Here is a 26,774-nt window from a genome sequence, read left to right as displayed (position 1 = left end):
GCCGGGCCCGTGGATCTGCGGCTGGCGGTGCCGGCCGTGGCGGCCTGGGGCGCGGCGGCGCTGGCGCTCGGGGTGCCGGGCGGGTGGAGCGCCGCCGGGGCGGGGCTCGCGGCGGCCGCGGCGGGGGTGCTGCTGCTCGTCGGCCGTCGCGGGTCGCAGCCCTGGTGGGGGGTCGGACCGGCCGTGGCCGCCGCGCTGCTCTGCGCCGCCGCCGGGGCGGGGGTGGCCGGGCTGGAGCGGGCCGAGGCGCGGGCGGGGCCGGTGGCCCGGCTGGCCGGGGAACACGCCCGGGTGCGCGCGGAGCTCACCGTCGGCTCGGACCCCCGGACGGCCCGCGGCGGGGCCGGGCCGCCGCTGGTGGTGCTGGACGCGGTACTGACCGGGGTGAGCGGGCCCGACGGGACGCGGACCCGGGTGGAGACGCCCGTCCGGGTGCTGGCCGGGCATCCGGGGTGGGCCTGCCTGGAGCCCTCGACCCGGGTCGCGGTGGTGGCCCGGCTGGCGCCGGCCCGGGACGGGGAGCGGGCCGTGGCCCTGCTCCGCCCGGCCGCTGACACCCCGCCCGGGGTGACGGGCGGCCCCGACCGGGTGCAGCGGCTCGCGGGGGCGCTGCGGGCCGGGCTGAGAGACGCCACCGAGGGGCTCCCGGGGGACGCCAGGGCGCTGCTGCCGGGGCTGGTGGTCGGGGACACCTCCCGGGTCCCGCCCGAGCTGCACGAGGCGTTCAGGGCCACCGACCTGCTGCACCTGCTGGCCGTCTCGGGCTCCAACCTGACCGTGGTGCTGTATCTGCTGATCGGGCCCCCGGCCCGCGCGCAGCGCGCCGAGCGGAGCGGGCTCGCGCCGAGGCTCGGGCTCTCGCTGCGGGCCACCGCCCTGGGTGGGGCCGCGCTGACGCTGGCCTTCGTGGTGGTGTGCCGGCCCGACCCGAGCGTGCTGCGGGCCGCCGCCTGCGGGGCGGTCACCCTGCTGGCCCTCGCCACCGGGCGGCGCAGGTCCCTGGTCCCCGCGCTGGCCGGGGCCGTGCTGCTGCTGGTGCTGTACGACCCGTGGCTGGCCCGCAGCGCGGGGTTCCTCCTCTCGGTGCTGGCCACCGGGGCGCTGCTCACCCTCGGGCCGCGCTGGGGCGAGGCCCTGCGGCGGCGCGGGACGCCGCCGCGCCTCGCCGACGCCCTGGGGGCGGCCCTCGCGGCCCAGGCGGTGTGCGCGCCGGTGGTGGCGGTGCTCTCCGCCCGGGTGAGCCTGGTCGCCGTGCCGTGCAACCTGCTGGCGGAGCTGGCGGCCGGTCCCGCCACCGTGCTCGGCTTCGCCGTCCTCGCCGCGGCCCCGCTGTCCATGCCCGTGGCGGAGCTGCTGGCCCGGTGCGCGGGAGTGCCGGCCGGGTGGATCGCCGCCGTGGCGCGGGGCGGGGCGCGGCTGCCCGGGGCGGAGCTGCCCTGGCCCGGCGGGCTCGCGGGCGGGCTGCTGCTGGCCGCGGTGACGGCGGCCGCGGTGGCGCTCGGGGTGCGGTTCGGGCGCCGGCGCGGGGTCTGCGCCGCCCTGGCCGTGGTGCTGCTGGTCGCGGTGGTGCGGCCGCCGCAGCTGATCCGTACCGTCACCGGGTGGCCGCCGCCGGACTGGAGCTACGTCCAGTGCGCCGTGGGCCAGGGCGACGCCGGGGTGCTGGCCGCCGGTCCCGGTACGGCCGTCGTGGTCGACGCCGGGCCCGAACCGGGGCCGGTGGACGACTGCCTGCGCGCCCTCGGCGTGAGCCGGGTCCCGCTGCTCCTGCTGACGCACTTTCACGCCGACCACGTGGGAGGGGTCGTGGGGGTGCTGCGGGGCCGGTCCGTGGGTGTGATCGAGACCACCGTGCTGGAGGAGCCGCCCGCGCAGGCGGCCGCGGTCCGCCGGGCGGCGGCGCGGGCCGGGGTGCCCGTCGTGCCCGCGGTGCCGGGGGAGCGGAGGCGGACCGGCCCGCTGGAGTGGCAGGTGCTGTGGCCCTCGGCGACGGCCCCGCCGCCGGACGGGCCCAACGACGCCAGCGTCGCCGTGCTGGTGCGCTCCGCGGGCCTCGTGCTCCTGCTGCTCGGGGACCTCGAACCCCCTTCCCAGCAAGCACTTCTGAGGGAGCATCCGGAACTGGGGCCGGTGGACGTGCTCAAGGTCGCCCACCACGGATCGGCGCACCAGGACCCGGGCCTCCAGGACCGGATCCGGCCACGCCTCGCGATCGTCCCCGTCGGCGCCGGCAACCGCTACGGCCATCCCGCTCCGAGCACGATCGCGCAGCTCAGAGGGCGTGGAGCGGCCGTGTTGCGCACCGACGAGGACGGCTCCGTGGCGGTCTCCGGAAGCGGTGCGCGGATGCGTGCGTTTCCAGCCGGACGGCGTCCGAAAGCGCGTGGTCATACCGGGCGCGACCATTCTGTTTGCCCACAACCCGACAGCATGATCGAATGCGTCGTCGCCAGAACGGTCCAAGTCCACACAGCACGGGGGTGCACTAGCCATGTTCGGTCGCCGACGGGGGATGGAGACGACCAATGGTGCCGCTTCGACCACATCCGCCACTCTCACACTGCCGCACACGGCGCGGCTGTTGAGCTGTCGGGTGCTCGATACGGTCCACCAGCCCATCCGACAGGCCAAGTTCGAGGTCACCGACCCGATAGGCCGACGGGTCGTCAGCGGGGAGACGGACCCGTACGGAGGGTTCACCGCCGCCGTGCCGGAGGGCGAGTACCGGCTCTCCGTCACCGCCGAGGGCTACGCGGCCTTCCACGGGGCGACGCTGGTGGGGGACCCCGCGCAGCCCGGCACCGCGGAGATCATCCTGGACTCGGTGGAGCCGCCGCTGCTGCCGCAGCCCGGGCACTGGGAGATCGATCCGACGCACTCGTCGATCGCCTTCACCGCCCGGCACATGGGCTTCGCCCGGATCCAGGGCCGGTTCACGACCTTCGCCGGCGCGGTGCGGATCGCCGAGCGCATGGAGGACTCCTCCATGCACGTGATCATCGACACGGCGAGCATCGACACGGGGATGCGCAGGCGGGACGACCACCTGCGGTCCGCCGACTTCCTGGACGCGGTCCGGCACCCGCGGGTGGAGTTCTACAGCGAGCGGTTCATCCACCGCAGCGGCAGCCGCTGGGCCGTGGCGGGCGCCCTCACCCTGCACGGGGTCAGCCGCTCGGTCACCCTCGACACCCAGTACCTGGGCCACGGCACGGGCCTGGAGGGCGAGCCGCGCGCCGCCTGCCGTGCCACGGCCGAGCTGAACCGCGGCGACTTCGCGCTGAACTGGCAGTCGGTGCTGGCGCAGGGGATCGCGGCGATCGGGCCGAGCGTGGAAGTGGCGCTGGACGTGCAGATCGTCCACAAGGCGTAGGAGGGGGCGCCGACCCTAGGGGGCTTCGAGCCAGCCCTCGTACTCGGCGGCGAGCTCGTCCAGGGAGGTGGCGTCGAGCCGTTCCGCGGGGTCCTCGACGACCACCAGCCACTGGGCGTCCTCGGCGTCGTCCTCGCCGGCGAGGGCGTCGCGCACCAGTTGGGGCTCCTCCGGGAGGCCGAAGCGGTCCACGGCCTCCTGGGCCACCTCCTCGGCGGCGTCGCGGTCGGGCAGGACCAGTACATGTCGCACGTTCACCCGACCATTCTCGGGCACCGGGCGAGGGGTGCTGTCAGTGCGGCGTGGGATGCTGGGGGCGATGGCCACCAGGAAGAACCCCACCGACGACCTGCTCGCCCCGATCACCCTCGCGGTGGGGCAGGAGGACCTGCTGCTCGACCGCGCCGTACGGGATGTCGTGACGGCAGCCCGCGCGGCCGACGCCGACACCGACGTGCGGGACCTCACCTCCGACCAGCTCCAGCCCGGCACCCTGGCGGAGCTGACCAGCCCCTCGCTGTTCTCCGAGCGCAAGGTCCTGATCGTGCGGAACGCGCAGGACCTGGGCGCGGACACGGTGAAGGAGCTCAAGGCCTACATCGCCGACCCGTACGAGGAGATCACCCTCGTCCTGCTGCACGCGGGCGGGGTCAAGGGCAAGGGCGTGCTGGACGCGGCGCGCAAGGCGGGTGCCCGCGAGGTCGCCTGCCCGAAGATGACGAAGGCGGCGGACCGGCTGTCGTTCGTCCGCGGGGAGTTCCGGACCCTGGGGCGCTCGGCGACCCCCGAGGCCTGCCAGACGCTGGTGGACGCGATCGGCAGCGACCTGCGCGAGCTGGCGAGCGCGGCGGCGCAGCTGTGCGCGGACGTCGAGGGCACCATCGACGAGGCCGTGGTCGGCCGCTACTACACGGGCCGCGCGGAGGCGTCCAGCTTCACGGTCGCCGACCGGGCGGTCGAGGGGCGGGCCGCGGAGGCCCTCGAAGCCCTCCGATGGTCCCTGGCGACCGGCGTGGCACCGGTGCTGATCACCAGCGCGCTGGCGCAGGCGGTGCGGGCCATCGGGAAGCTGGCGTCCGCCCCGCGGGGGGCCCGGCCGGGAGATCTGGCGCGGGACCTCGGCATGCCGCCGTGGAAGATCGACCGGGTCCGGCAGCAGATGCGGGGCTGGTCGGCGGACGGGGTCGCGGAGGCGCTGCGCGCGGTGGCGCTGGCCGACGCGGGGGTCAAGGGGGGCGGGGACGACCCGGAGTACGCGCTGGAAAAGGCCGTGGTGGCGGTGGCCCGTGCCGCCAGGGCCTCGCGGGGGCGGTAGCCGGCGCGCTGCCGCTTGGTGGTGGGGTCGGTGCCGGTGCGGGGCGCCGCTGCGCGGGGCCGGTCCCCTATCCGCCCTTCCGCCGTTCCCTGGGGGCTCCGCCCTCAGACCCCCGCGCCTCAAACGCCGGCGGGGCTGTAGGGGCCGGGTGGGCCGGCGGGGCGGTAAGTAAGGGTCGGCGGGGTCGGCTGGGTACGCGAAGGCCCCGGTTCCTTCCTGGGGAAGGGGGAACCGGGGCCTTCGGTCACTGCTGTGTGCGCCGCACCCGCGTGGCGAACGCAGGCCGCGTGCGGCGCGGGGTGCCGGTCAGGAGCGGGAGAGAGGGCCCGCTGGGTCCGTCCCGGCGATCACATCGAGTGCGGAACTCAGATGGCGGCAACCTTGGAGGCCAGCGCCGACTTCTTGTTGGCGGCGGCGTTCTTGTGGATGACACCCTTCGAGACGGCCTTGTCCAGCTTCTTGGAAGCCAGGCGGGCCGCAGCGGTGGCCTTCTCCGCGTCGCCGGCGAGGATGGCCTCGTTGGCCTTGCGGATGAAGGTGCGCAGCTCGGACTTGACCGACTTGTTGCGAAGGCGAGCCTTCTCGTTGGTCTTGTTCCGCTTGATCTGGGACTTGATGTTCGCCACGAAAGAGCCTTTTCAGGTTCAGAGTTTTTTCGGAATGTGCCTCGTCTGCTGAGAGGGCATGCGAGACACAGCCACCCAGGCTACCAGGCGTGCTTCGACCGGCCCAAACCGAGCGCATGCCCGCGTCCATGGGACCATGGGAGTCTGCGTACAAGTCTGCCTACCGATCCGACAGCAGATCCCGACAGCGACCCGAGAATCAGGACACTGCGTGCCCGCCATCCCCAGCCACGTGCCCGAGCCGAGCCGTACCGACCCGGCGCTGATCCGTAACTTCTGCATCATCGCGCACATCGACCACGGCAAGTCGACCCTCGCCGACCGGATGCTCCAGCTCACCGGTGTCGTCGACCAGCGGCAGATGCGCGCCCAGTACCTCGACCGCATGGACATCGAGCGTGAGCGCGGCATCACGATCAAGTCGCAGGCGGTCCGCCTGCCCTGGAGCCCCACCGAGGGCGCCGGCACGGGCACCACGCACATCCTGAACATGATCGACACCCCTGGCCACGTCGACTTCACCTACGAGGTCTCGCGCTCCCTGGCCGCGTGCGAGGGCACGATCCTGCTGGTGGACGCCGCCCAGGGCATCGAGGCCCAGACCCTCGCCAACCTGTACCTGGCGATGGAGAACGACCTCGCGATCGTCCCGGTCCTGAACAAGATCGACCTGCCGGCCGCCCAGCCGGAGAAGTTCGCCGAGGAGCTGGCGAACCTGGTCGGCTGCCAGCCCGAGGACGTCCTGCGGGTCTCCGCGAAGACCGGCCTCGGCGTGGACGCCCTGCTCAACAAGGTCGTCGAGACCGTCCCGGCCCCGGTCGGCGTCAAGGACGCCCCCGCCCGCGCGATGATCTTCGACTCGGTCTACGACTCCTACCGGGGCGTCGTCACGTACGTCCGTGTGGTCGACGGCACGCTCAACAAGCGCGAGCGCATCCGGATGATGTCCACGAACGCCACGCACGAGCTGCTGGAGATCGGCACCAACTCCCCGGAGATGCTCCCGGCCGACGGCCTCTCCGTCGGCGAGGTGGGCTACCTGATCACCGGTGTGAAGGACGTCCGCCAGTCCAAGGTCGGCGACACCATCACCCAGCAGGTGGGCGGCGCCACCGAGTCCCTCGGCGGCTACAAGGACCCGAAGCCGATGGTCTTCTCGGGCCTGTACCCGCTCGACGGCTCGGACTACCCGGAGCTGCGCGAGGCCCTGGACAAGCTCCAGCTCAACGACGCCGCGCTCGTCTACGAGCCCGAGACCTCGGCGGCGCTCGGCTTCGGCTTCCGCGTCGGCTTCCTCGGCCTGCTGCACCTGGACGTGGTCCGCGAGCGCCTGGAGCGCGAGTTCGGCCTCGACCTGATCGCCACCGCGCCCAACGTGGTCTACCGGGTCGTGATGGAGGACCGCACGGAGGTCACCGTCACCAACCCGAGCGAGTTCCCCGAAGGCAAGATCAAGGACGTCTTCGAGCCGGTCGTACGGGCCACCGTGCTCGCGCCGACCGAGTTCATCGGCGCGATCATGGAGCTGTGCCAGCAGCGCCGCGGCACCCTGCTCGGCATGGACTACCTCTCCGAGGACCGGGTCGAGATCCGCTACACGCTCCCGCTCGCGGAGATCGTGTTCGACTTCTTCGACCAGCTGAAGTCCAAGACGCGCGGCTACGCCTCCCTCGACTACGAGCCCACCGGCGAGCAGGCCTCCAGCCTGGTCAAGGTCGACATCCTGCTGCACGGCGACAAGGTCGACGCCTTCTCCGCCGTCTGCCACAAGGACGCCGCCTACGCCTACGGCGTGCGCCTGGTCGCCAAGCTGCGCGAGCTCATCCCGCGGCAGGCCTTCGAGGTGCCGATCCAGGCCGCCGTGGGCTCCCGCGTCATCGCCCGCGAGACCATTCGCGCCATCCGCAAGGACGTCCTCGCCAAGTGCTACGGCGGCGACATCTCCCGTAAGCGGAAGCTGCTGGAGAAGCAGAAGGAAGGCAAGAAGCGGATGAAGATGGTCGGCTCCGTGGAGGTCCCGCAGGAGGCCTTCATCGCGGTCCTGTCCAGCGACGAGTCCGGCGCCAAGAAGAAGTAGCGGCTGTATGCGAAAGAGGCCCCCGAGCGTACGCCCGGGGGCCTCTTTCGTTATGAATCGGCCGCCGGTTGGCTCTTACGCGCCAGCCGGAGTCCCCCTACTCTGAGCATTGGTTACTCGCCAGTTACAAGCCCGTAGTCATGCCCTAGTCATGCCCGAGCAGGCCCTGCCGCGTGGTCCGGAGGACGTCCGTGAGCGACACACAGACCTTGATCGAGAACCGTCCGCCCACCGTGGCGGCCCTCTTCCTTGACCGCGTCGCCGCCACGCCGAACGCGGAGGCCTACCGCTTCCCCGTGGCCGCGGCCGGCCGAGAGGGTGGTCCCGACGACTGGAAGTCGCTCAGCTGGGGGCAGGCCGCCGACCGGGTCTTCGCCATCGCCGCCGGACTGATCTCCCTCGGGCTGCACTCCGAGCAGCGCGTCGCGCTCGCCTCCAACACCCGCGTCGAGTGGATCCTCTGCGACCTCGGCGTCATGTGCGCGGGCGGCGCGGTGACCACGATCTACCCCAGCACCAATGCCGAGGAGTCCTCCTTCATCCTCTCGGACTCCGAGAGCCGGGTCCTGATCGCCGAGGACGCCAAGCAGCTGGCCAAGGCCCGCGAGCGCCGCGCCGACCTTCCCGACCTCGCCCACGTCGTCGTCCTGGAAGCCGCCGACGCCGTCCCCGCCGAGGGCGACCCGGAGGGCTGGGTGCTCTCCCTCGCCGAGCTGGAGGAGCGCGGCAACGAGTACCTCGCCAAGCACCCCGCGGCGGTCAAGGACCGGATCGCGGCCATCACCCCCGACCAGCTCGCCACCCTGATCTACACCTCCGGCACCACCGGCCGCCCCAAGGGCGTGCGCCTGCCGCACGACAACTGGTCGTACATGGCCAAGGCCACCGTGGCCACCGGGATGATCAACTCGGACGACGTCCAGTACCTGTGGCTGCCGCTCGCCCACGTCTTCGGCAAGGTCCTCACCTCCGGCCAGATCGAGGTCGGCCACGTCACCGCCGTCGACGGCCGCATCGACAAGATCATCGAGAACCTGCCGGTCGTCCAGCCCACCTACATGGCGGCCGTCCCGCGCATCTTCGAGAAGGTCTACAACGGCGTCGCCGCCAAGGCCCGGGCCGGCGGCGGGGCCAAGTACAAGATCTTCCAGTGGTCCGTGGGCGTCGCCCGCGAGTACGCCAAGGTCACCCAGGACAACTACCGCCGCACCGGCCGGGCCACCGCCCCCCTCGCGCTCACCGCCAAGCACAAGGTCGCCGACGCGCTCGTCTACTCCAAGCTCCGCGAGGCCTTCGGCGGCCGCCTGCGCGCCGCCGTCTCCGGCGCCTCCGCCCTGGCCCCCGAGATCGGCTACTTCTTCTCCGGCGCCGGCATCCACATCCTGGAGGGCTACGGCCTCACCGAGTCCAGCGCCGCCTCCTTCGTCAACCCCGGCGAGGCCTACCGCACCGGCACGGTCGGCAAGCCGCTCCCCGGCACCGAGGTCCGCATCGCCGACGACGGCGAGGTCATGCTGCGCGGCCCCGGCATCATGCAGGGCTACCACGGCCAGCCCGAGAAGACCTCCGAGGTCCTCGAGAGCGACGGCTGGCTGCACACCGGCGACATCGGCGAACTCTCCCCGGACGGCTACCTGCGCATCACCGACCGCAAGAAGGACCTGATCAAGACCTCCGGCGGCAAGTACGTCGCCCCGGCCGAGATCGAGGGCCAGTTCAAGGCGATCTGCCCGTACGTGTCGACCATCGTCGTCCACGGCGCCGACCGGAACTTCTGCTCCGCCCTGATCGCCCTCGACGAGCCCGCCATCCTCGGCTGGGCCGCCGAGAACGGCCTGGAGGGCAGGACGTACGCCCAGGTCCTCGCCGCGGCCGAGACCAACCGGCTGGTCGAGACCTACGTCCAGACCCTCAACGAGGGCCTCCAGCGCTGGCAGACGATCAAGAAGTTCCGGATCCTGCCGCGCGACCTCGACGTCGAGCACGGCGACCTCACCCCCAGCCTCAAGCTGAAGCGGCCGGCCGTCGAGCGTGAGTTCAAGCACCTCATCGAGGAGATGTACGAGGGCTCCCGGGAAGCCTGACGCCTGGCGGCGGGCCGGACGGGGCGGGGCGGTGCGGCCGCCCCGCGCACCCCGCGCGCCGGTGCCCGGGACGGGTGCGGGCCGTGCGCGGCGGCGCGGTCGGGTCCTGCCCGCGCGGTCGGGGACGGCGGCGCGGTCGGGGCCGGGGGCCCGGTCCCGACCGCCGTTCGCCGTACGCGGCCACGCGCCGCCCCGCGCCCGCGTCCGGCGAGGCGTAAACGACCATGGGGCGGTGCGGGACAATGGCGGCATGCCTTCCGCACTGCCCGACGGTGACCCCATGCCCGAAGACGGCTCGCTGCCGTCGCACGCCCTGGAGGGCGCCGCGGAGCGGCCGCTCGGGTTCTACCTGCACGTCCCGTACTGCGCCACCCGCTGCGGGTACTGCGACTTCAACACCTACACCGCCACCGAGCTGCGCGGCACCGGCGGCGTCCTCGCCTCCCGCGAGAACTACGCCGACACCCTGATCGACGAGGTCCGCCTCGCCCGCAAGGTGCTCGGCGACGACCCGCGCCCCGTGCGGACCGTCTTCGTCGGCGGCGGCACGCCCACGCTGCTGCCCGCCGGAGACCTCGTACGCATGCTCGCGGCGATCCGCGACGAGTTCGGGCTCGCCGAGGACGCCGAGGTCACCACCGAGGCCAATCCGGAGTCCGTGGACCCCGAGTACCTCGCCGAGCTGCGCGCGGGCGGCTTCAACCGGATCTCCTTCGGCATGCAGAGCGCGAAGCAGCACGTCCTGAAGGTCCTCGACCGCACCCACACCCCCGGCCGCCCCGAGGCCTGCGTCGCCGAAGCGCGCGCGGCTGGCTTCGAACACGTCAACCTCGACCTGATCTACGGCACCCCTGGCGAGTCCGACGACGACTGGCGGGCCTCCCTGGAGGCCGCGCTCGGCGCCGGGCCCGACCACGTCAGCGCGTACGCCCTGATCGTCGAGGAGGGCACCCAGCTGGCCCGCCGGATCCGCCGCGGCGAGGTCCCGATGACCGACGACGACGTCCACGCCGACCGGTACCTGATCGCCGACGAGATCATGGAGCGGGCCGGCTACTCCTGGTACGAGGTGTCGAACTGGGCCACCACCGAGGCCGGCCGCTGCCTGCACAACGAGCTGTACTGGCGCGGCGCCGACTGGTGGGGCGCGGGCCCCGGCGCCCACTCCCACGTGGGCGGGGTCCGCTGGTGGAACGTGAAGCACCCCGGCGCCTACGCGGCCGCCCTCGCGGAGGGCCGCTCCCCGGGCGCGGGCCGCGAGCTGCTGTCGGCGGAGGACCGCCGCGTGGAGCGGATCCTGCTGGAGCTCCGCTTGGTCGACGGCGTCCCGCTGTCCCTGCTGGCCCCCGCGGGCCTGGCGGCCTCCCGCCGCGCCCTGGCCGACGGCCTGCTGGAGCCGGCCCCGTACGAGGCCGGACGGGCGGTCCTGACCCTGCGCGGGCGACTGCTGGCGGACGCGGTGGTGCGGGACCTGGTGGACTGATCACTCCCCGGAGTGAATCGCTGCGAATACGGGCGGGTGCGGCCTAGCCTGTTCGTAGCCTTCTGTCGCAACCCCGGCGGCAGAAGTGGAGGGCACGGAGATGACCGCTGTGGATGATCGCCGGATGACCGAGTACTTCGAGAGCTTCGAGGCTCCCGAGGGGATCAAGGTCGAGCTCCTCAGGGGGGAAATCGTGATGATGGCGGGGCCGGACGTGGTCCACAACCTGATCGTCATGTTCGTGCAGCGGCAGATCCCCATGGATCGCTGGTATCCGCTCCAGACACAGGACGTGGACATCCCGGCGGAATCGTCCGAGCCGCAGCCGGATCTCGTGGTCCTCCCCATCGAGGCTGCGCCCGAGTCGGGCCGTCTGCTGCCCGCAGGGGTGCTGACGATGGTGGTCGAGGTCGTCTCCAAGACCAGCAAGTTGCGCGACTACGTGACCAAGCGCTCCATCTACGCGGGCGGGAGGATCCCCGCCTACCTGATCATCGACCCCTTCCAGGCCAAGTGCGTGGTGCTCACCGAACCCTTCGGTGCCGGAGAAGAGGCCGACTACCGGAACGAGTGGACCGGCAAGTTCGGTGATCCGGTCCCGCTCGACGTCCTCGGCGTCACGCTCGACACCACCGAGTTCGGCACCCTGTCGTAGCCCGGTCAGGGAGCGGTGACGAAGTCGATCAGCTCCTCCACCCGCCCCAGCAGCGTCGGCTCCAGGTCCCGGTAGGACGTCACACGGGACAGGATGTGCTGCCAGGCGGCCCCGGTGTTCTCCGGCCAGCCCAGCGCCCTGCACACGCCCGTCTTCCAGTCCTGCCCCCGCGGCACCTCCGGCCAGGCCCGGATGCCCAGCGCCGACGGCTTCACCGCCTGCCAGACGTCCACGTACGGGTGGCCCACCACCAGCACGTCCGGGCCCGTCACCGAGGCCGCGATCCGGGACTCCTTCGAGCCCGGCACCAGATGGTCGACCAGGACGCCGAGACGGGCGTCCGGGCCGGGGGCGAAGTCGGCGACCACCGCCGCCAGGTCGTCGACGCCCTCCAGGTACTCCACCACCACGCCCTCGATGCGCAGGTCGTCGCCCCAGACCCGCTCGACCAGCTCGGCGTCGTGCCGCCCCTCCACGTAGATCCGCCCCGCCCGCGCCACCCGCGCCCGCGCCCCCGGGACGGCGATCGAGCCCGAAGCCGTACGGGCCGGCGCGGCGGGGCCCCGCGCGGGGCGGGTCAGGGTCACCACCGCGCCGTCCAGCAGGAAGCCGCGCGGCTCCAGCGGGAACACCCGGCGCTTGCCGAAGCGGTCCTCCAGGGTCACCGTGCCCGCCTCGCAGGCCACCACCGCGCCGCAGAAGTCCGTACCCGCCACCTCGACCACCAGGTCCGGGTCCGCCGGCACCTCCGGCACGGGCTTGGAGCGCTTCCACTGCGGGGTCAGGTCGGGGGAGTACTCACGCATCCGGCCGACACTAGGAGAGCCGGCGCCCTCAGGCCCCCGACACGCCGAACCTGGCCGCCAGTGTGTCGCGTTGCGCACGCACGAACTCCGCGTCCACCAGCGCTCCGTGACCCGGCACGTACACCGCGTCGTCTCCGCCCAGCGACAGCAGCCGGTCCAGTGCGGCCGGCCACTGGCCCGGCACCGCGTCCGAGCCGGCCTGGGGCTCGCCCGACTCCTCGACCAGGTCCCCGCAGAACACCGCCTCCCGCTCGCCCGGCACGAAGACGGCCAGGTCGTGCTCGGAGTGAGCGGGCCCCAGGTTCGCCAGCAGCACCCGTACCCCGCCGAGCTCCAGCGTCCACTCGCCCGACACCAGGTGCCGGGGCGCCTGGAGCAGGTCCGCCGCCTCGGTGGCCTCCGCCTCCGCCAGACCCATCCGGACCGCGCTCGTCCGCACCTCCTCGCGGCCCGTCGGCGCCGACAGCAGCCGCTCCAGGCCCACCGCCCCGAAGAACTCGGCACCGGCGAAGGCTCCGCCGCCCAGCACGTGGTCGAAATGTCCGTGGGTGAATGCGATATGGGTCACGCGCCGGCCCGTCAGCCGCTCCGCCTCGGCCCGCACCTGCGCGCCCTCGCGCACGGACGATCCCGGGTCGATCAGCAGCACCGACTCGTCCCCCACCACCAGTCCCACGGTGCAGTCCCACACCGGCAGCCGTCTCCGGCCGACCCGTCCGGTGACCCTTTCCCAGCCCGCCTCTTCCCAACGTACGTCCATGCGGTGACGCTACCCTGGCGGGCCGCCCTTGCCTGCGGCGTACTACCCGGCCGTACACTGACCGGGGGATCTCTGGCACTCACACGCGCAGAGTGCCAACAAGCCAGGACCGGCCCCGACGGCCTGACCGACGACCGACCGCATCCGGAGGTGTGCGCGATGCTCAGCGAACGCAGACTCGAGGTGCTGCGTGCCATCGTCCAGGACTACGTCGGGACGGAGGAGCCCGTCGGCTCCAAGGCCCTCACCGAGCGGCACAAACTGGGCGTCTCGCCCGCCACCGTGCGCAACGACATGGCCGTGCTGGAGGAGGAGGGCTACATCGCGCAGCCCCACACCAGCGCCGGCCGCATCCCCACGGACAAGGGCTACCGCCTCTTCGTCGACAGGCTGGCCGGCGTCAAGCCGCTGTCGACGCCGGAGCGCCGGGCCATCCAGAACTTCCTCGACGGCGCCGTCGACCTCGACGACGTGGTCGGCCGCACGGTACGGCTGCTCGCGCAGCTCACCCGGCAGGTCGCCGTCGTCCAGTACCCGTCGCTGACCCGCTCCACCGTGCGGCACGTCGAGCTGCTGTCGCTGGCCCCGGCCCGGCTGATGCTCGTGCTCATCACCGACACCGGCCGCGTCGAGCAGCGCCTCGTCGACACCCAGACCCCCTTCGGCGAGAACTCCCTCGCCGACCTGCGGGCGCGTCTGAACAGCAGGGTCGTCGGCCGCCGCTTCACGGACGTGCCGCAGCTGGTGCAGGACCTTCCGGAGTCGTTCGAGATCGACGACCGGGCGACCGTCAAGGCCGTCCTCGCGACCCTCCTCGAAACGCTGGCGGAGGAGGCGGAGGAGCGGCTGATGATCGGCGGCACCGCCAACCTCACCCGCTTCGGACATGACTTTCCCTTGACCATCAGGCCCGTGCTGGAGGCGCTGGAGGAGCACGTCGTGCTCCTGAAGCTGCTGGGCGAGGCCGGTGAGTCGGGAATGGCCGTAAGAATCGGTCACGAGAACGCCTACGAGGGACTCAACTCCACGTCGGTCGTGTCCGTCGGCTACGGTTCGGGCGGCGAAGCAGTCGCCAAACTCGGCGTGGTCGGACCGACCCGCATGGACTACCCCGGAACGATGGGAGCGGTACGCGCAGTGGCACGTTACGTCGGACAGATCCTGGCGGAGTCGTAAGTGGCCACGGACTACTACGCCGTACTCGGCGTGCGCCGCGACGCATCGCAGGACGAGATCAAGAAGGCCTTCCGCCGCCTCGCCCGTGAACTCCACCCGGACGTGAACCCGGACCCGAAGACGCAGGAGCGCTTCAAGGAGATCAACGCGGCCTACGAGGTCCTCTCGGACCCGCAGAAGAAGCAGGTCTACGACCTCGGCGGCGACCCGCTGTCCTCCTCGGGCGGCGGTGGCGGCGCGGGCGGCTTCGGAGCGGGCGGCTTCGGCAACTTCTCCGACATCATGGACGCCTTCTTCGGCCAGGCCTCGCAGCGCGGCCCGCGCTCGCGGACCCGCCGCGGCCAGGACGCCATGATCCGCCTGGACCTGGAACTGGACGAGGCCGCCTTCGGCACGACCAAGGACATCCAGGTCGACACCGCCGTCGTCTGCGGCACCTGCTCCGGCGAGGGCGCCGCCCCCGGCACCTCGGCGCAGACCTGTGACATGTGCCGCGGCCGCGGCGAGGTCTCCCAGGTCACCCGGTCCTTCCTGGGCCAGGTCATGACCTCGCGCCCCTGCCCGCAGTGCCAGGGCTTCGGCACCGTGGTCCCGACCCCGTGCCCCGAGTGCGCGGGCGACGGCCGGGTCCGCTCCCGCCGCAGCCTCACCGTCAAGATCCCCGCCGGTGTCGAGAACGGCACCCGGATCCAGCTCGCGGGCGAGGGCGAGGTCGGCCCCGGCGGCGGCCCCGCCGGCGACCTCTACGTGGAGATCCACGAGCTGCCGCACCCGACCTTCCAGCGGCGCGGGGACGACCTGCACTGCACGGTCACCATCCCCATGACGGCCGCGGCCCTGGGCACCAAGTGCCCGCTGGAGACGCTGGACGGCATGGAGGAGATCGACATCCGGCCCGGCACCCAGTCCGGCCAGGCCATCCCGCTGCACGGGCGGGGCGTCACCCACCTGCGCGGCGGCGGCCGCGGCGACCTGATCGTCCACGTCGAGGTCACCACCCCCGGCAAGCTGGACGCCCAGCAGGAGGAGCTGCTGCGCCAGCTCGCGAAGCTGCGCGGCGAGGAGCGGCCGATGGGCCAGTTCGCCCCCGGCCAGCAGGGCCTGTTCAGCCGCCTGAAGGACGCGTTCAACGGCCGCTGACGCGGGCGGCGGCACGTCGTACGAGCCCGGTCCGGGGAATCCCGGGCCGGGCTCCGTGCTTCCCGGACACCGCGCGGGGCGATTCCCGGACACACCGGGGAAGCGGACTATGCCAGGCGAATGCGACGGTTCGGCCCGGTGGCCGGGACGTGGCACGATGCGGTGCATGTCCTCCGCACCGAACGGCCTCCCCCGGTACCCGATCGTGCAGGGTCCCATGGCGGGCGGCGTCTCGTGCCCGCCGCTCGTCGCCGCCGTGTGCGAGGCCGGCGGACTCGGCTACCTGGCCGGCGGATACAAGACCGCCGACGGCATGTACCAGGAGATCAAGCAGACGCGCGGCCTCACCCGGCGGCCCTTCGGCGTGAACATCTTCATGCCGCAGACCGGCTACGTCGACCCGGCCGCCGTCGAGACCTACCGCGGGCAGCTGGCCGGCGAGGCCGGCTGGTACGAGGTCTCGCTCGCCGCCGAGGACACCGTCGGCAACTGCGACGACGGCTACGAGGCGAAGCTGGCCATCCTGCTGGAGGACCCCGTCCCGGAGGTCTCCTTCACCTTCGGCACGCCCGCCCCCGACGTCCTCGCCCGCCTGCGCGGGGCCGGCACCCGTACCGTCGTCACCGTCACCTCCGTCGAGGAGGCCCGCTCCGCACAGGCGGCGGGCGCCGACGCCGTCTGTGTCCAGGGCGTCGAGGCGGGCGGCCACCAGGGCACCCACCGCGACGACCCGGAGACCGACGGCACGGCCGGCGTCGGACTGCTCGCGCTGGTCGCCCAGGTACGGGAGGCCGTGGCCCTGCCCATCACCGCGGCGGGCGGCCTGATGCGCGGCGCGCAGATCGCGGCGGTGCTGGCGGCCGGGGCGGACTCGGCGCAGCTCGGCACGGCCTTCCTGGCCTGCCCGGAGTCGGGCGCGCACCCGATGCACAAGAAGGCCCTGACCGACCTGATGTTCCCGCACACGGAACTGACCCGGGCCTTCACGGGCCGGCCCGCGCGGGGCCTGGTCAACCGCTTCGTGCGGGAGCACGGGCCGTACGCGCCGGCCGCCTACCCCCAGGTCCACCACATGACCGCGGGGCTGCGCAAGGCGGCCGCGGCGGCCGGGGACCCGCAGGGCATGTCCCTGTGGGCGGGCCAGGGGCACCGGCTGGCACGGGCGCTGCCGGCCGGGGAGCTGGTGGAGGTGCTGGCGGCCGAACTGGCCGGGGCGCAGAACGCGTTGAACGCATTGCAGATGAGGAGAACGTCATGACGGCCCCCGTGTTCGTGGTCGAAGAGGTTCCGGCGGGGCCGGAGTTCGTGCTGGACGGCCCCGAGGGGCGGCACGCGGTGTCCGTGAAGCGGCTGGGCCCGGGCGAGGACGTGGTCCTCACGGACGGGCGCGGCCGGTGGGCGCAGGGCGTGGTCAAGGCGGCCGAGGGCAAGGACCGGCTGGTGGTCACGGACCTGGAGGCCGTGCTGGAGGAGCCGGAGCCCGACGTCCGGATCACGGTGGTGCAGGCGCTGCCGAAGGGCGACCGGGGCGAGGTGGCGGTCGAGACGATGACGGAGACCGGCGTCGACGTGATCGTGCCGTGGCAGGCCTCGCGGTGCATCACGCAGTGGCGCGGCGACCGGGGGGCGAAGTCCCTGGCCAAGTGGCGTTCCACGGCGCGGGAGTCGGGCAAGCAGTCGCGCCGGGTCCGGTTCCCGGAGGTGGCCGAGGCGATGTCCACGAAGCAGGTGGCCGCGCTGCTGGCGCAGGCCGATCTGGCGGTGGTGCTGCACGAGGACCGTGACACCCCGTCGCAGGCGCTGGCGACGGCTCCGCTGCCGGAGAAGGGGTCGGTGGTGCTGGTGGTCGGCCCCGAGGGCGGGGTCTCGCCGGAGGAACTGGCCGTCTTCGCGGAGGCCGGCGCCAGGCCGTACCGGCTGGGGCGGTCGGTGCTGCGCACGTCCACCGCGGGCACGGCTGCGGCGGCCGTCCTCCTGGCCCGCACGGGCCGCTGGTCGTAACGATCGCCCCTGCCCTGGCCGGGCCTCTGCTTTGGCCGGGCGGTTGCCGGTGCGGGGCGTTGAGCTGCGGGGCGTTGCGCTGCGGGGCCGGCGCGGGGGGTGCCGCTGCGCGGGGCGAGGTCCCCTACCCGCCCTTCCACCGTTCCCCGGGCTCTGCCCGGACCCGCGCCTCAAACGCCGGCGGGGCTACATATAGCCCCGCCGGCGTTTGAGGCGCGGGGGTCTGGGGGCGGAGCCCCCAGGGGGGCCGGGGCGCAGCCCCGGGGAACGGGCGAAGGGCGGGTAGGGGACCCAGCCCCGCGCAGCGGCGCCGGGTCCCGGCCGGGCGGGGCGGTCGGGAGCCGGTCGTGCCCGGCCAGGGCGGCGGGAGCCCGCGCCGCGGGGCCGATAGCATGCCCGGACCGATCAACGTCACGGGAGGCGCAGCAATGGCCGGGGAACCGCAGGCGGACTGCCTGTTCTGCAAGATCGTCGCGGGGTCCGTCCCGGCGACGCTCGTCCGCGAGACGGAGACGACCCTCGCCTTCCGGGACATCAACCCGCAGGCGCCGACCCACGTGCTCGTCATCCCCAAGGTGCACTACCCGGACGCGGCCTCCCTCGCCGCCGCCGAGCCGACGGTGATCGCCGACATACTGCGTGAGGCCGGGGAGATCGCCGCGGCGGAGGAGGTCGCCGACCAGGGCTACCGGGTCGTGTTCAACACCGGGGCCGGCGCGGGCCAGACCGTCTTCCACGCCCACCTGCACGTCCTGGGCGGCCGCGGCCTCCAGTGGCCGCCCGGATAAGTCGTGTCCGTACGCGAGTTCGTGGTCCTCGGCACCGCCAGCCAGGTTCCCACCCGGCACCGCAACCACAACGGCTACCTGCTGCGCTGGGACGGCGAGGGCATCCTCTTCGACCCAGGCGAGGGCACGCAGCGGCAGATGCTGCGGGCCGGCGTCGCGGCGCACGACATCAACCGGATCTGCGTCACGCACTTCCACGGTGACCACAGCCTGGGCCTGGCCGGGGTGATCCAGCGGATCAACCTCGACCAGGTCCCGCACCCCGTGACGGCGCACTACCCGGCCTCGGGGCAGAGGTTCTTCGACCGGCTGCGGTACGCCACCGCCTACCGGGAGACCGTGGCGCTGCGGGAGGAGCCGGTGGCCGCCGACGGGGTGCTCGCGAGCGGGCCCTCGTACGTCCTGGAGGCGCGGCGGCTCTCGCACCCGGTGGAGTCCTTCGGCTACCGGGTGACCGAGCCGGACGGGCGCCGGATGGTCCCCGCACTGCTCGCGCGGTACGGGGTCAAGGGGCCGGACGTGGGCCGGCTCCAGCGCGAGGGGCGGCTGGAGCGGCCGGAGGGCGAGGTCACGCTGGAGGCCGTCAGTGAGCACCGGCCGGGTCAGCGGTTCGCCTTCGTCATGGACACGCGGCTCTGCGAGGGCGTGGACGCGCTGGCGGAGGGCTGCGACATGCTGGTCATCGAGTCGACCTTCCTCGACGCGGACGTCCGGCTGGCCGAGGACCACGGCCACCTCACCGCCGGACAGGCGGCCCGGGTGGCGCGGGACGCCGGGGTGCGGCACCTCGTGCTGACGCACTTCTCGCAGCGGTACGCGGACCCGTCGGAGTTCGAACGCCAGGCCCGGGCGGCGGGGTTCGAGGGCGAGCTGACGGTCGCCGCGGACCTGGGGCGGGTGGCACTGCCGAAGCGCTAGGGGCTCCGTGGGCGCACCGCGTCCAGTGAGGTGCGTCACACTGGGGTTTGGTCCGGTCGGGCCCGGGCAGGGCTGGCAGCTTTCCGGACCGTACGCAGAAACGACACACCAACGGGGAGTACGCCGTGACCAGTCGGGACAGCCGCATCACCCTCGACCCGCTCCGCCCGGTGCGCGACCCTCACGAGCCCGGCTGCGACGTGTTCCTGACCGGCACGGTCTTCCTCGACATCATCTTCACCGGCCTGGACTCCGCGCCCGTGCGCGGTACGGAGTCCTGGGCGCGCGGCATGGGGTCCAGCCCCGGCGGCGTCGCCAACATGGCCACCGCCCTCGCCCGCCTGGGCCTGCGCACCTCGCTGGCCGCCGCCTTCGGCGACGACCACTACGGCGAGTACTGCTGGGACGCCCTGGAGCAGGGCGAGGGCATCGACCTGTCCATGTCGCACACCATCCCCGGCTGGCACAGCCCCGTCACCGTCTCCATGGCGTACGAGGGCGAGCGCACGATGGTCTCCCACGGCCACGAGGCGCCGCCCCCGGCGGGCCCCGGCCCCTTCCCCTGGTGCCCCCCGAAGGCCCGGGCCGCGGTGGCCTCCCTCGGCGCCGGACAGGGCGCGGACTGGATCTCCGAGGCGGCCCGCCGGGGCTCGCGGATCTTCGCGGACGTCGGCTGGGACGAGACCGGGCGGTGGGACCTGGGGGCCCTGGCCGACCTCGAGCACTGCGAGGCGTTCCTGCCCAACGCGGGGGAGGCGATGCGCTACACGCGGACCGAGTGTCCGCGCGCCGCGGCCCGGGCCCTCGCGGAGAAGGTCCCGGTCGCGGTGGTGACCATGGGCTCGGAGGGCTCGTACGCGGTCGACGGCCGCACCGGGGAGACCGCGGAGGTCCCCGCGATCACGGTGGACGCCCTGGACCCCACCGGGGCCGGGGACGTGTTCGTGGCCGGGTTCGTCACCGGCAGCCTCGCGGGGTGGCCGCTCGCCGACCGGCTGGCCTTCGCCGGGCTGACCGCCGCCCTGTCGGTGCAGGAGTTCGGCGGCTCCCTCTCCGCCCCGGGCTGGCCCGAGGTGGCCCACTGGTGGCGCACGGCCCCCGACGCCCTCCGCGGCCGCTACGCCTTCCTGGACGCCCTGGTCCCGCCCGGCGCCGCCCCCTGCCCGCGCCGCCGCGCGGTCCCCACCATCGGCTTCCGCCACCCCGTCTAGGCCCGGCCCGCCCGGAAAACCCCTCGGGCGCGACCCTGCGTGGACGTACCCTTGGTACTCCGGAGGCCGGCGATGGGATCGGCCCCTCAGTGGGAGGTATGCGCAGGCCACAGTGCCGGCCCATGACTCAGACACCGACAGCCCACACCCCGGCGCAGGGCCAGGCGCGAGCCCATTTCACGGTCCCGGCGACGCACCCGATGGTGACCGTGCTCGGCTCGGGCGACGCCCTGCTGCGCGTGATCGAAAAGGCTTTCCCGAAGGCCGACATCCATGTTCGGGGCAATCAGGTCAGCGCGATCGGAGCGGCGGCGGAAGTCGCCCTGATCCAGCGCCTGTTCGACGAGATGATGCTGGTGCTCCGCACCGGGCAGCCGATGACGGAGGACGCAGTGGAACGCTCGATCGCCATGCTCAAGGCGAACGGCAGCGGTGGCGGTGACACGGAGACCCCGGCCGAGGTGCTCACCCAGAACATCCTCTCCAGCCGCGGCCGCACCATCCGCCCCAAGACCCTCAACCAGAAGCGGTACGTCGACGCGATCGACAAGAACACGATCGTCTTCGGCATCGGCCCCGCCGGCACCGGCAAGACCTACCTCGCCATGGCGAAGGCCGTCCAGGCGCTCCAGTCCAAGCAGGTCAGCCGGATCATCCTGACCCGCCCCGCCGTCGAGGCGGGCGAGCGGCTCGGCTTCCTGCCGGGCACGCTCTTCGACAAGATCGACCCGTACCTGCGGCCGCTCTACGACGCCCTGCACGACATGATCGACCCCGACTCGATCCCGCGCCTGATGGCGGCGGGCACGATCGAGGTGGCGCCGCTGGCGTACATGCGCGGCCGGACGCTCAACGACGCCTTCGTCGTCCTGGACGAGGCGCAGAACACCACCGTCGAGCAGATGAAGATGTTCCTGACGAGGCTCGGCTTCGACTCGAAGATCGTCGTCACCGGTGACGTCACCCAGGTCGACCTCCCGGGCGGCGCCAAGAGCGGTCTGCGCCAGGTCCAGGAGATCCTCGACGGGGTGCCGGACATCCACTTCTCGAGGCTCACGTCCGAGGATGTGGTCCGGCACAAGCTGGTCGGCCGTATCGTCGACGCGTACGCCAAGTACGACGATGCCCACCCGGCCCCGAACGGCCACCAGCGGAAGTAGAACCCAGCGCACCATGTCGATCGACGTCAACAACGAGTCCGGAACCGAGGTCGACGAGCAGGCGATCCTCGACATCGCCCGCTACGCGCTCACCCGGATGAGGATCCACCCGCTGTCCGAGCTCTCCGTCATCGTCATCGACGAGGACGCCATGGAGCAGCTCCACATCCAGTGGATGGACCTCCCCGGACCGACCGACGTCATGTCCTTCCCGATGGACGAGCTCCGTCCGCCGGCGAAGGACGACGAGGAGCCCCCGCAGGGGCTCCTCGGTGACATCGTGCTCTGCCCCGAGGTGGCCAAGAAGCAGGGCGACGAGGCGCCGACGCGGCACTCCATGGACGAGGAGCTCCAGCTCCTGACCGTCCACGGGGTGCTGCACCTGCTCGGCTACGACCACGAGGAGCCGGACGAGAAGGCCGAGATGTTCGGCCTCCAGGCGGCCATCGTCGACGGCTGGCGCGCCGAGCGCGGCCTCACGGGCCCCTCCCCGGCCCCCACCGTCTCGTGACCGGCGCCGCCCAGCTGATCACCGGGGCGGTCCTGCTGACCGTGGTGGCCTGGTTCGCGGCCTGCGCCGAGTCCGGGATCGCCCGCGTCTCCAGCTTCCGCGCCGAGCAGGCCGTACGGGAGGGCCGGCGCGGGAGCGCCAAGCTCGCCCAGGTCGCCGCCGACCCCACCCGGTACGTCAACGTGGCCCTGCTGGTGCGGGTGACCTGCGAGATGGCGGCCGGCGTGCTCGTCACGTACGTCTGCCTCGACGCGTTCGGCGAGAACTGGACGGCGCTGCTCACCGCCATCGGCGTGATGGTGCTGGTGTCGTTCGTGGCGGTGGGCGTCTCCCCCCGCACCATCGGCCGCCAGCACCCGCTGAACACCGCGACGGCGGCCGCGTACGTCCTCGTACCGCTGGCCCGGGTGATGGGGCCGGTCCCGCAGCTGCTGATCCTGATCGGCAACGCGCTCACGCCCGGCAAGGGCTTCCGCAAGGGACCCTTCGCCTCCGAGGCCGAGCTGCGCGCGATGGTGGACCTCGCGGAGAAGGAATCCCTGATCGAGGACGACGAGCGCCGGATGGTGCACCAGGTCTTCGAGCTGGGGGACACCCTCGTGCGCGAGGTGATGGTGCCGCGCACCGACCTGGTCTGCATCGAGCGCTACAAGACGATCCGGCAGGCGACGACGCTCGCGCTGCGGTCCGGCTTCTCGCGGATCCCGGTCACCGGGGAGAACGAGGACGACATCGTCGGCATGGTGTACCTGAAGGACCTCGTCCGCCGTACGCACATCAACCGGGAGGCGGAGGCCGACCTGGTCTCGACGGTGATGCGGCCGGCGGTCTTCGTCCCCGACACCAAGAACGCCGGGGACCTGCTGCGCGAGATGCAGTCGGTGCGCAACCACGTGGCCGTCGTCATCGACGAGTACGGCGGCACGGCCGGCATCGTCACCATCGAGGACATCCTGGAGGAGATCGTCGGCGAGATCACCGACGAGTACGACCGGGAGATCCCGCCCGTCGAGGAGCTGGGCAAGGACCGCTACCGGGTCACCGCGCGGCTCGACATCACCGACCTCGGCGAGCTGTTCGGGGTGGAGGCCTTCGACGACGAGGACGTGGAGACGGTCGGCGGGCTGCTGGCCAAGGCGCTGGGCCGGGTCCCGATCGCGGGCGCCTCGGCGGTGGTGGACCTGCCCGACGGGCGGCCGCTGCGGCTGACGGCGGAGTCCCCGGCGGGACGCCGGAACAAGATCGTGACGGTGCTGGTGGAGCCGGTCGCCGGGGCGGCGGCCGAAGGGGAGGAGGGGGAATGACCCCCGCGGAGCTGCGCGCGTTCTGCCTGGGCTTCAACGCGGCGGTGGAGGAGTTCCCCTTCACCCCGCAGACCTCGGTGTTCAAGGTGCTGGGCAGGATGTTCGCCCTCACCGCGCTGGACGCCGAACCGCTGAAGGTGAACCTCAAGTGCGAGCCGGAGGCGGCCGTGCGGCTGCGGGCCGAGCACGAGGCGATCGTGCCGGGCTGGCACATGAACAAGCGGCACTGGAACACCGTGACGGTGGGCGGCCTTCCGGACGCGCTGGTGCGGGAGCTGGTGGAGGACTCGTACGACCTGGTCGTGGCGGGGCTGCCGCGGGCGGAGCGGCTGAAGCTCGACCGGGCGTGACGACGGGTGCGGCGCGGCGGTGCGGCCGGGGCGTGCCGCCGCCGCACGGAAGAGGGTCGAAGGTCATGTGGGGACGGGACCTTTGGAACCCAGGAGTCCCTTACCTTTCGCTTAGGTTTGTCCTGCTCCACGGGGGAACGGCGGGGGGCGGGGAGCGCGAGTGAGCGCCCCGGCGGGGTCGTCGCACGACCGCACCGGGGCGCTCCCTATGCTTTCGCCTATGAGCGAGAGCACCGTGGGCAACGGGATCGACCCCGAGGACAGCAAGATCATCACGCTGGCACGCAGCGCGCGGGCCCGCAACGGAGTCCCGGAAGGGGCGGCCGTACGGGACGAGACCGGCCGCACGTACGTCGCCGGCACCGTGGAGCTCGACTCCCTCAGGCTGAGCGCCCTCCAGACGGCCGTCGCCATGGCCGTCGCCAGCGGCGCGACCTCCCTGGAGGCCGCCGCCGTCGTCAGCGCGGCCGACGCCCCCGCCGACGCCGACCGCGCGGCCGTCCGCGACCTGGGCGGCCCCGACACCCCGGTCCTCCTCGCCGCCCCCGACGGCACCCTGAAGTCCACCACCCCGGCCGGAGCCTGAGCCGAGCCCTCCGGCGGTCCGCGGCGGGCGACGGCCCGGCAGGGCCGCCGGGCGGGCTGGAATCCGATGGCGGCGCCCGCCGGCGCGGTGGTGTGATGGGCCGATGCAGCCCGACGCGCGCGAGACCGCGGACCGCGGGGACTTCCCCCGGGCCGTGACCCCCTGGGACCGGCCCGACTGGCGCGCGGAGGCGCTCCGCTGGGCCGCCGACGCCCTGGCCGCGCACGGACTGGCCGAGAACGGTCCCAGGGAGGTCCGGCTGCGGCCGTGGTCCGTACTGCTCCGGTTCTCCGTCGGCGGGAGCGGGCCCGTCTGGTTCAAGGCCAACCCGCCCGCCGGCGCCTTCGAGGCCGGGCTCACCCGGGCCCTGGCCGACTGGGTCCCCGGCAGCGTGCTGCGGCCCCTGGCCGTCGACGCCGCCCGGGGCTGGGCCCTGCTGCCGGACGGCGGCCCGCTCCTGCGGCAGACCCTGGACGAGGACCGCCGGGGCGGCGGACCCCGCGCCTGGGAGGCGGTGCTCGGCCGGTACGCCGAACTCCAGCGCTCCCTCCTCCCGCACACCCCCGAGATCGAGGCGCTCGGCGTCCCCGGCGCGCGGACCGCCGCACTGCCCGGGATCCTCGACCGGATGGCCGAGGAGAACACCGCCCTGGACGACACCGACCGCCGGGCCCTGCACGCGCTGCGGCCCCGCTTCGCCGACTGGTGCGCGGAACTCGCGGGGGCCGGCATCGGTGACACCCTCGACCACTGCGACCTCCACGACGCGCAGGTCTTCACCCCGGAACCCGGCCGGTACACCTTCTTCGACTGGGGCGACGCCCGCGTCACCCACCCCTTCTGCAGCCTGCTGGTCCCCGGCCGGGCCGCGGCCCGGCGGTACGGGCCCGACGTGCTGCCCCGGCTGCGCGACGCCTACCTGGAGCCGTGGACCGGAGCCGGGCGCACCCCCGGCGAGCTGCGCCGCGCGGCCCGGCTGGCCTGGCGGCTCGCGGCCATCGGCCGGGTCAGTGCCTGGGGCCGCTTCTTCCCCGCGGGCCCCCGCGAAGCGGACGGCGGAGCCGCCGGGGACACCGGCGACGCCGACCGCGCCCGCTGGCTGCGCGAACTGCTCAACCGGCCGCCGCTGTAGCCGGCTCCGGCACCCGGCGGCGGATGACCATCGCCATCAGCGCCGCCACCGCGCACAGCCCGCCCGCCGCGTACCAGACCAGGTCGTACGAGCCGAAGGCGTCACGGGCGACCCCGCCGAGGAAGGCCACCAGGGCCGCGCCCACCTGGTGCGAGGCCAGGACCCAGCCGAAGACGACCGCGCTGTCCTGCCCGTAGTGCTCGCGGCACAGGGCGATGGTCGGCGGGACGGTGGCGACCCAGTCCAGGCCGTAGAAGACGATGAAGAACACCATCGGCGGGTGCACGCTGGGCGCCAGCAGCACCGGCAGGAACATCAGGGACACCCCGCGCAGGGCGTAGTACACGGCCAGCAGCCGGCGCGCCTCGAAGCGGTCGGTGAACCAGCCGGAGGCGATGGTGCCGAGCACGTCGAACACGCCGATCACCGCGAGCAGTCCGGCGGCGGCCGTCACCGGCATGCCGTGGTCGTGCGCCGCCGGGGTGAAGTGGGTGCGCACCAGTCCGTTGGTCGAGGCCCCGCAGATCGCGAAGGTGCCCGCCAGCAGCCAGAACGGGCCGGTGCGGGCCGCCCGGAAGAGCACGCCCACGGCCCGGCGGGCCGCACCCGGCACGGGCGCGGGCTTGGGCTCGTACGCACCTCCGTACGGGGCGAGGCCGACGTCGGCCGGGTGGTCGCGCAGCAGCAGCCAGACGAAGGGGACGACGGCGAGGGCCGCCAGCGCCACCGTGACCGAGGCCGGGCGCCAGCCGTGGTTCTCCACCAGCCAGGACAGCAGCGGCAGGAAGATCAGCTGGCCGGAGGCGCCGGCCGCGGTCAGGATGCCGGTGACCAGGCCGCGCCGGGCGGTGAACCAGCGGTTGGTCACCGTCGCCGCGAAGGCCAGTGCCATCGAGCCGCTGCCCAGGCCCACCAGCACGCCCCAGAACAGCACCAGCTGCCAGGCGGCCGTCATCCACACCGTGGCCAGCGAGCCGCCCGCGATCACGGTCAGGGCCACGGCGACGACCTTGCGGATGCCGAAACGGTCCATCAGCGCGGCGGCGAAGGGCGCGGTCAGCCCGTAGAGCGCCAGGTTGACGGAGACCGCGAAGCCGATCGTGCCGCGCGACCAGTCGAACTCGGCGTGCAGCGGCTCGATGAGCAGCCCGGGGAGGGAGGCGAAGGCGGCCGCGCCGATGATCGTCACGAAGGCCACGGCGGCGGCGAACCAGGCCCGGTGGACGCGGCCGGGCTCGCGCGGGGCGCGGGCGGCGGTGGTGGAGGAGGCGGGGGAGGCGGGGGCTGTCTGGGTCACGCCGACAGCTTCCGGCCCGGG

General features: G+C 73.3%; 24 protein-coding genes and 1 pseudogene. 20 read left to right on the top strand and 5 right to left on the bottom strand.

Annotation, left to right across the window (positions count from 1 at the left end; all coding sequences use genetic code 11):
• Positions 1 to 9 precede the first annotated feature (9 nt).
• Positions 10 to 2,355 (top strand): annotated as a pseudogene (locus D1J60_RS12030) (ComEC/Rec2 family competence protein); the annotation flags it as partial.
• A gap of 157 nt (positions 2,356 to 2,512) precedes the next feature.
• Positions 2,513 to 3,373, top strand: coding sequence for a YceI family protein (locus D1J60_RS12025; protein ID WP_185899266.1), 861 nt, complete (start codon positions 2,513 to 2,515; stop codon positions 3,371 to 3,373).
• 15 nt (positions 3,374 to 3,388) lie between these two features.
• Here D1J60_RS12025 and D1J60_RS12020 read toward each other — a convergent pair whose 3' ends face one another.
• Positions 3,389 to 3,631 (bottom strand): hypothetical protein, encoded by a 243-nt coding sequence (locus D1J60_RS12020; RefSeq protein ID WP_125594816.1) that lies wholly within the window; start codon positions 3,629 to 3,631, stop codon positions 3,389 to 3,391.
• A 61-nt stretch (positions 3,632 to 3,692) separates the two neighbouring features.
• On the opposite strand from D1J60_RS12020, the gene holA reads away from it, so the two are divergent.
• The gene (holA, locus tag D1J60_RS12015; protein ID WP_206436517.1) at positions 3,693 to 4,688 is read left to right on the top strand and encodes a DNA polymerase III subunit delta; all 996 of its coding nucleotides are present in this window, start codon (positions 3,693 to 3,695) and stop codon (positions 4,686 to 4,688) included.
• A 365-nt stretch (positions 4,689 to 5,053) separates the two neighbouring features.
• On the opposite strand, the gene rpsT is transcribed toward holA, so the two are convergent.
• A complete protein-coding gene (rpsT, locus tag D1J60_RS12010) occupies positions 5,054 to 5,314 on the bottom strand; it encodes a 30S ribosomal protein S20 (RefSeq protein WP_030030523.1) in 261 nt (86 codons plus the stop codon).
• A 211-nt stretch (positions 5,315 to 5,525) separates the two neighbouring features.
• Between rpsT and lepA the strand changes: the two genes are divergently transcribed.
• From lepA to D1J60_RS11990, 4 genes are all read left to right on the top strand, one after another.
• Entirely contained in the window at positions 5,526 to 7,391 is a 1,866-nt protein-coding gene (gene lepA / locus D1J60_RS12005; RefSeq protein ID WP_125821094.1) for a translation elongation factor 4, read from the top strand.
• 191 nt (positions 7,392 to 7,582) lie between these two features.
• Positions 7,583 to 9,475, top strand: coding sequence for an AMP-dependent synthetase/ligase (locus D1J60_RS12000; protein WP_125821093.1), 1,893 nt, complete (start codon positions 7,583 to 7,585; stop codon positions 9,473 to 9,475).
• A gap of 250 nt (positions 9,476 to 9,725) precedes the next feature.
• Positions 9,726 to 10,958, top strand: coding sequence for a radical SAM family heme chaperone HemW (gene hemW / locus D1J60_RS11995; protein ID WP_125821092.1), 1,233 nt, complete (start codon positions 9,726 to 9,728; stop codon positions 10,956 to 10,958).
• Between the two features lie 124 nt (positions 10,959 to 11,082).
• On the top strand, positions 11,083 to 11,613 hold the full coding sequence (locus D1J60_RS11990; RefSeq protein ID WP_241253234.1) for a Uma2 family endonuclease: 531 nt from the start codon (positions 11,083 to 11,085) through the stop codon (positions 11,611 to 11,613).
• A gap of 5 nt (positions 11,614 to 11,618) precedes the next feature.
• Here D1J60_RS11990 and D1J60_RS11985 read toward each other — a convergent pair whose 3' ends face one another.
• Both D1J60_RS11985 and D1J60_RS11980 read right to left on the bottom strand, forming a co-directional pair.
• A complete protein-coding gene (locus D1J60_RS11985) occupies positions 11,619 to 12,419 on the bottom strand; it encodes a DUF3097 domain-containing protein (protein WP_125821091.1) in 801 nt (266 codons plus the stop codon).
• A 28-nt stretch (positions 12,420 to 12,447) separates the two neighbouring features.
• A complete protein-coding gene (locus D1J60_RS11980; protein WP_125821090.1) occupies positions 12,448 to 13,179 on the bottom strand; it encodes an MBL fold metallo-hydrolase in 732 nt (243 codons plus the stop codon).
• Positions 13,180 to 13,338: 159 nt separating this feature from the next.
• Between D1J60_RS11980 and hrcA the strand changes: the two genes are divergently transcribed.
• The 13 genes from hrcA (at position 13,339) to D1J60_RS11915 (ending at position 25,456) form a co-directional block, all read left to right on the top strand.
• Complete coding sequence (gene hrcA / locus D1J60_RS11975; protein WP_125594823.1) at positions 13,339 to 14,355, top strand: heat-inducible transcriptional repressor HrcA; 1,017 nt, start codon at positions 13,339 to 13,341, stop codon at positions 14,353 to 14,355.
• On the top strand, positions 14,356 to 15,495 hold the full coding sequence (dnaJ, locus tag D1J60_RS11970; protein WP_007263998.1) for a molecular chaperone DnaJ: 1,140 nt from the start codon (positions 14,356 to 14,358) through the stop codon (positions 15,493 to 15,495).
• A 166-nt stretch (positions 15,496 to 15,661) separates the two neighbouring features.
• Positions 15,662 to 16,753: a nitronate monooxygenase gene (locus D1J60_RS11965; protein ID WP_125821089.1), complete on the top strand. Its 1,092-nt coding sequence runs from the start codon at positions 15,662 to 15,664 to the stop codon at positions 16,751 to 16,753.
• Complete coding sequence (locus D1J60_RS11960) at positions 16,750 to 17,496, top strand: 16S rRNA (uracil(1498)-N(3))-methyltransferase (protein WP_125594825.1); 747 nt, start codon at positions 16,750 to 16,752, stop codon at positions 17,494 to 17,496. Before D1J60_RS11965 ends, D1J60_RS11960 begins: the two co-directional genes overlap by 4 nt.
• Before the next feature lie 428 nt (positions 17,497 to 17,924).
• Entirely contained in the window at positions 17,925 to 18,284 is a 360-nt protein-coding gene (locus D1J60_RS11955; RefSeq protein WP_125594826.1) for a histidine triad nucleotide-binding protein, read from the top strand.
• Positions 18,285 to 18,287: 3 nt separating this feature from the next.
• Positions 18,288 to 19,202 carry a ribonuclease Z gene (locus D1J60_RS11950; protein WP_125594827.1) on the top strand — a complete coding sequence of 305 codons (915 nt, stop codon included), beginning with the start codon at positions 18,288 to 18,290 and terminating at the stop codon, positions 19,200 to 19,202.
• Positions 19,203 to 19,348: 146 nt separating this feature from the next.
• A complete protein-coding gene (locus D1J60_RS11945) occupies positions 19,349 to 20,413 on the top strand; it encodes a PfkB family carbohydrate kinase (RefSeq protein ID WP_125823983.1) in 1,065 nt (354 codons plus the stop codon).
• Positions 20,414 to 20,535: 122 nt separating this feature from the next.
• Entirely contained in the window at positions 20,536 to 21,573 is a 1,038-nt protein-coding gene (locus tag D1J60_RS11940) for a PhoH family protein (RefSeq protein WP_125603536.1), read from the top strand.
• A gap of 13 nt (positions 21,574 to 21,586) precedes the next feature.
• Positions 21,587 to 22,084, top strand: coding sequence for an rRNA maturation RNase YbeY (ybeY, locus tag D1J60_RS11935; RefSeq protein ID WP_125603535.1), 498 nt, complete (start codon positions 21,587 to 21,589; stop codon positions 22,082 to 22,084).
• Positions 22,081 to 23,388: a hemolysin family protein gene (locus tag D1J60_RS11930; protein WP_125821088.1), complete on the top strand. Its 1,308-nt coding sequence runs from the start codon at positions 22,081 to 22,083 to the stop codon at positions 23,386 to 23,388. The genes ybeY and D1J60_RS11930 overlap by 4 nt, the downstream gene beginning before the upstream one ends.
• Complete coding sequence (locus D1J60_RS11925; RefSeq protein WP_125821087.1) at positions 23,385 to 23,738, top strand: MmcQ/YjbR family DNA-binding protein; 354 nt, start codon at positions 23,385 to 23,387, stop codon at positions 23,736 to 23,738. Before D1J60_RS11930 ends, D1J60_RS11925 begins: the two co-directional genes overlap by 4 nt.
• A gap of 220 nt (positions 23,739 to 23,958) precedes the next feature.
• Positions 23,959 to 24,324, top strand: coding sequence for a cytidine deaminase (locus D1J60_RS11920; protein ID WP_125821086.1), 366 nt, complete (start codon positions 23,959 to 23,961; stop codon positions 24,322 to 24,324).
• 103 nt (positions 24,325 to 24,427) lie between these two features.
• Complete coding sequence (locus D1J60_RS11915; RefSeq protein WP_125821085.1) at positions 24,428 to 25,456, top strand: aminoglycoside phosphotransferase family protein; 1,029 nt, start codon at positions 24,428 to 24,430, stop codon at positions 25,454 to 25,456.
• Here D1J60_RS11915 and D1J60_RS11910 read toward each other — a convergent pair.
• Complete coding sequence (locus D1J60_RS11910) at positions 25,437 to 26,753, bottom strand: MFS transporter (RefSeq protein ID WP_125821084.1); 1,317 nt, start codon at positions 26,751 to 26,753, stop codon at positions 25,437 to 25,439. The two genes, D1J60_RS11915 and D1J60_RS11910, sit on opposite strands and share 20 nt — an antisense overlap.
• Positions 26,754 to 26,774: the final 21 nt, after the last annotated feature.

This window comes from Streptomyces sp. W1SF4 (assembly GCF_003950035.1).
GTDB classification, from domain to species: Bacteria; Actinomycetota; Actinomycetes; order Streptomycetales; family Streptomycetaceae; genus Streptomyces; species Streptomyces racemochromogenes.
Note: the sequence above shows the minus strand (reverse complement) of the source record. Positions and strands in the feature narration are given on the sequence as shown.

Bases quoted from the DNA above. Each gene is read 5' to 3' on its own strand.
- D1J60_RS11960 (WP_125594825.1), top strand. From the start codon at position 16,750: ATGACGGCCCCCGTGTTCGTGGTCGAAGAGGTTCCGGCGGGGCCGGAG.
- D1J60_RS11990 (WP_241253234.1), top strand. From the start codon at position 11,083: ATGACCGAGTACTTCGAGAGCTTCGAGGCTCCCGAGGGGATCAAGGTC.
- hrcA (WP_125594823.1), top strand. From the start codon at position 13,339: ATGCTCAGCGAACGCAGACTCGAGGTGCTGCGTGCCATCGTCCAGGAC.
- D1J60_RS11955 (WP_125594826.1), top strand. From the start codon at position 17,925: ATGGCCGGGGAACCGCAGGCGGACTGCCTGTTCTGCAAGATCGTCGCG.
- D1J60_RS11985 (WP_125821091.1), bottom strand. From the start codon at position 12,419: ATGCGTGAGTACTCCCCCGACCTGACCCCGCAGTGGAAGCGCTCCAAG.
- D1J60_RS11920 (WP_125821086.1), top strand. From the start codon at position 23,959: ATGAGCGAGAGCACCGTGGGCAACGGGATCGACCCCGAGGACAGCAAG.
- D1J60_RS12025 (WP_185899266.1), top strand. From the start codon at position 2,513: ATGGAGACGACCAATGGTGCCGCTTCGACCACATCCGCCACTCTCACA.
- D1J60_RS11940 (WP_125603536.1), top strand. From the start codon at position 20,536: ATGACTCAGACACCGACAGCCCACACCCCGGCGCAGGGCCAGGCGCGA.
- hemW (WP_125821092.1), top strand. From the start codon at position 9,726: ATGCCTTCCGCACTGCCCGACGGTGACCCCATGCCCGAAGACGGCTCG.
- holA (WP_206436517.1), top strand. From the start codon at position 3,693: ATGGCCACCAGGAAGAACCCCACCGACGACCTGCTCGCCCCGATCACC.
- ybeY (WP_125603535.1), top strand. From the start codon at position 21,587: ATGTCGATCGACGTCAACAACGAGTCCGGAACCGAGGTCGACGAGCAG.
- D1J60_RS11980 (WP_125821090.1), bottom strand. From the start codon at position 13,179: ATGGACGTACGTTGGGAAGAGGCGGGCTGGGAAAGGGTCACCGGACGG.
- D1J60_RS11965 (WP_125821089.1), top strand. From the start codon at position 15,662: ATGTCCTCCGCACCGAACGGCCTCCCCCGGTACCCGATCGTGCAGGGT.
- D1J60_RS11915 (WP_125821085.1), top strand. From the start codon at position 24,428: ATGCAGCCCGACGCGCGCGAGACCGCGGACCGCGGGGACTTCCCCCGG.
- D1J60_RS11925 (WP_125821087.1), top strand. From the start codon at position 23,385: ATGACCCCCGCGGAGCTGCGCGCGTTCTGCCTGGGCTTCAACGCGGCG.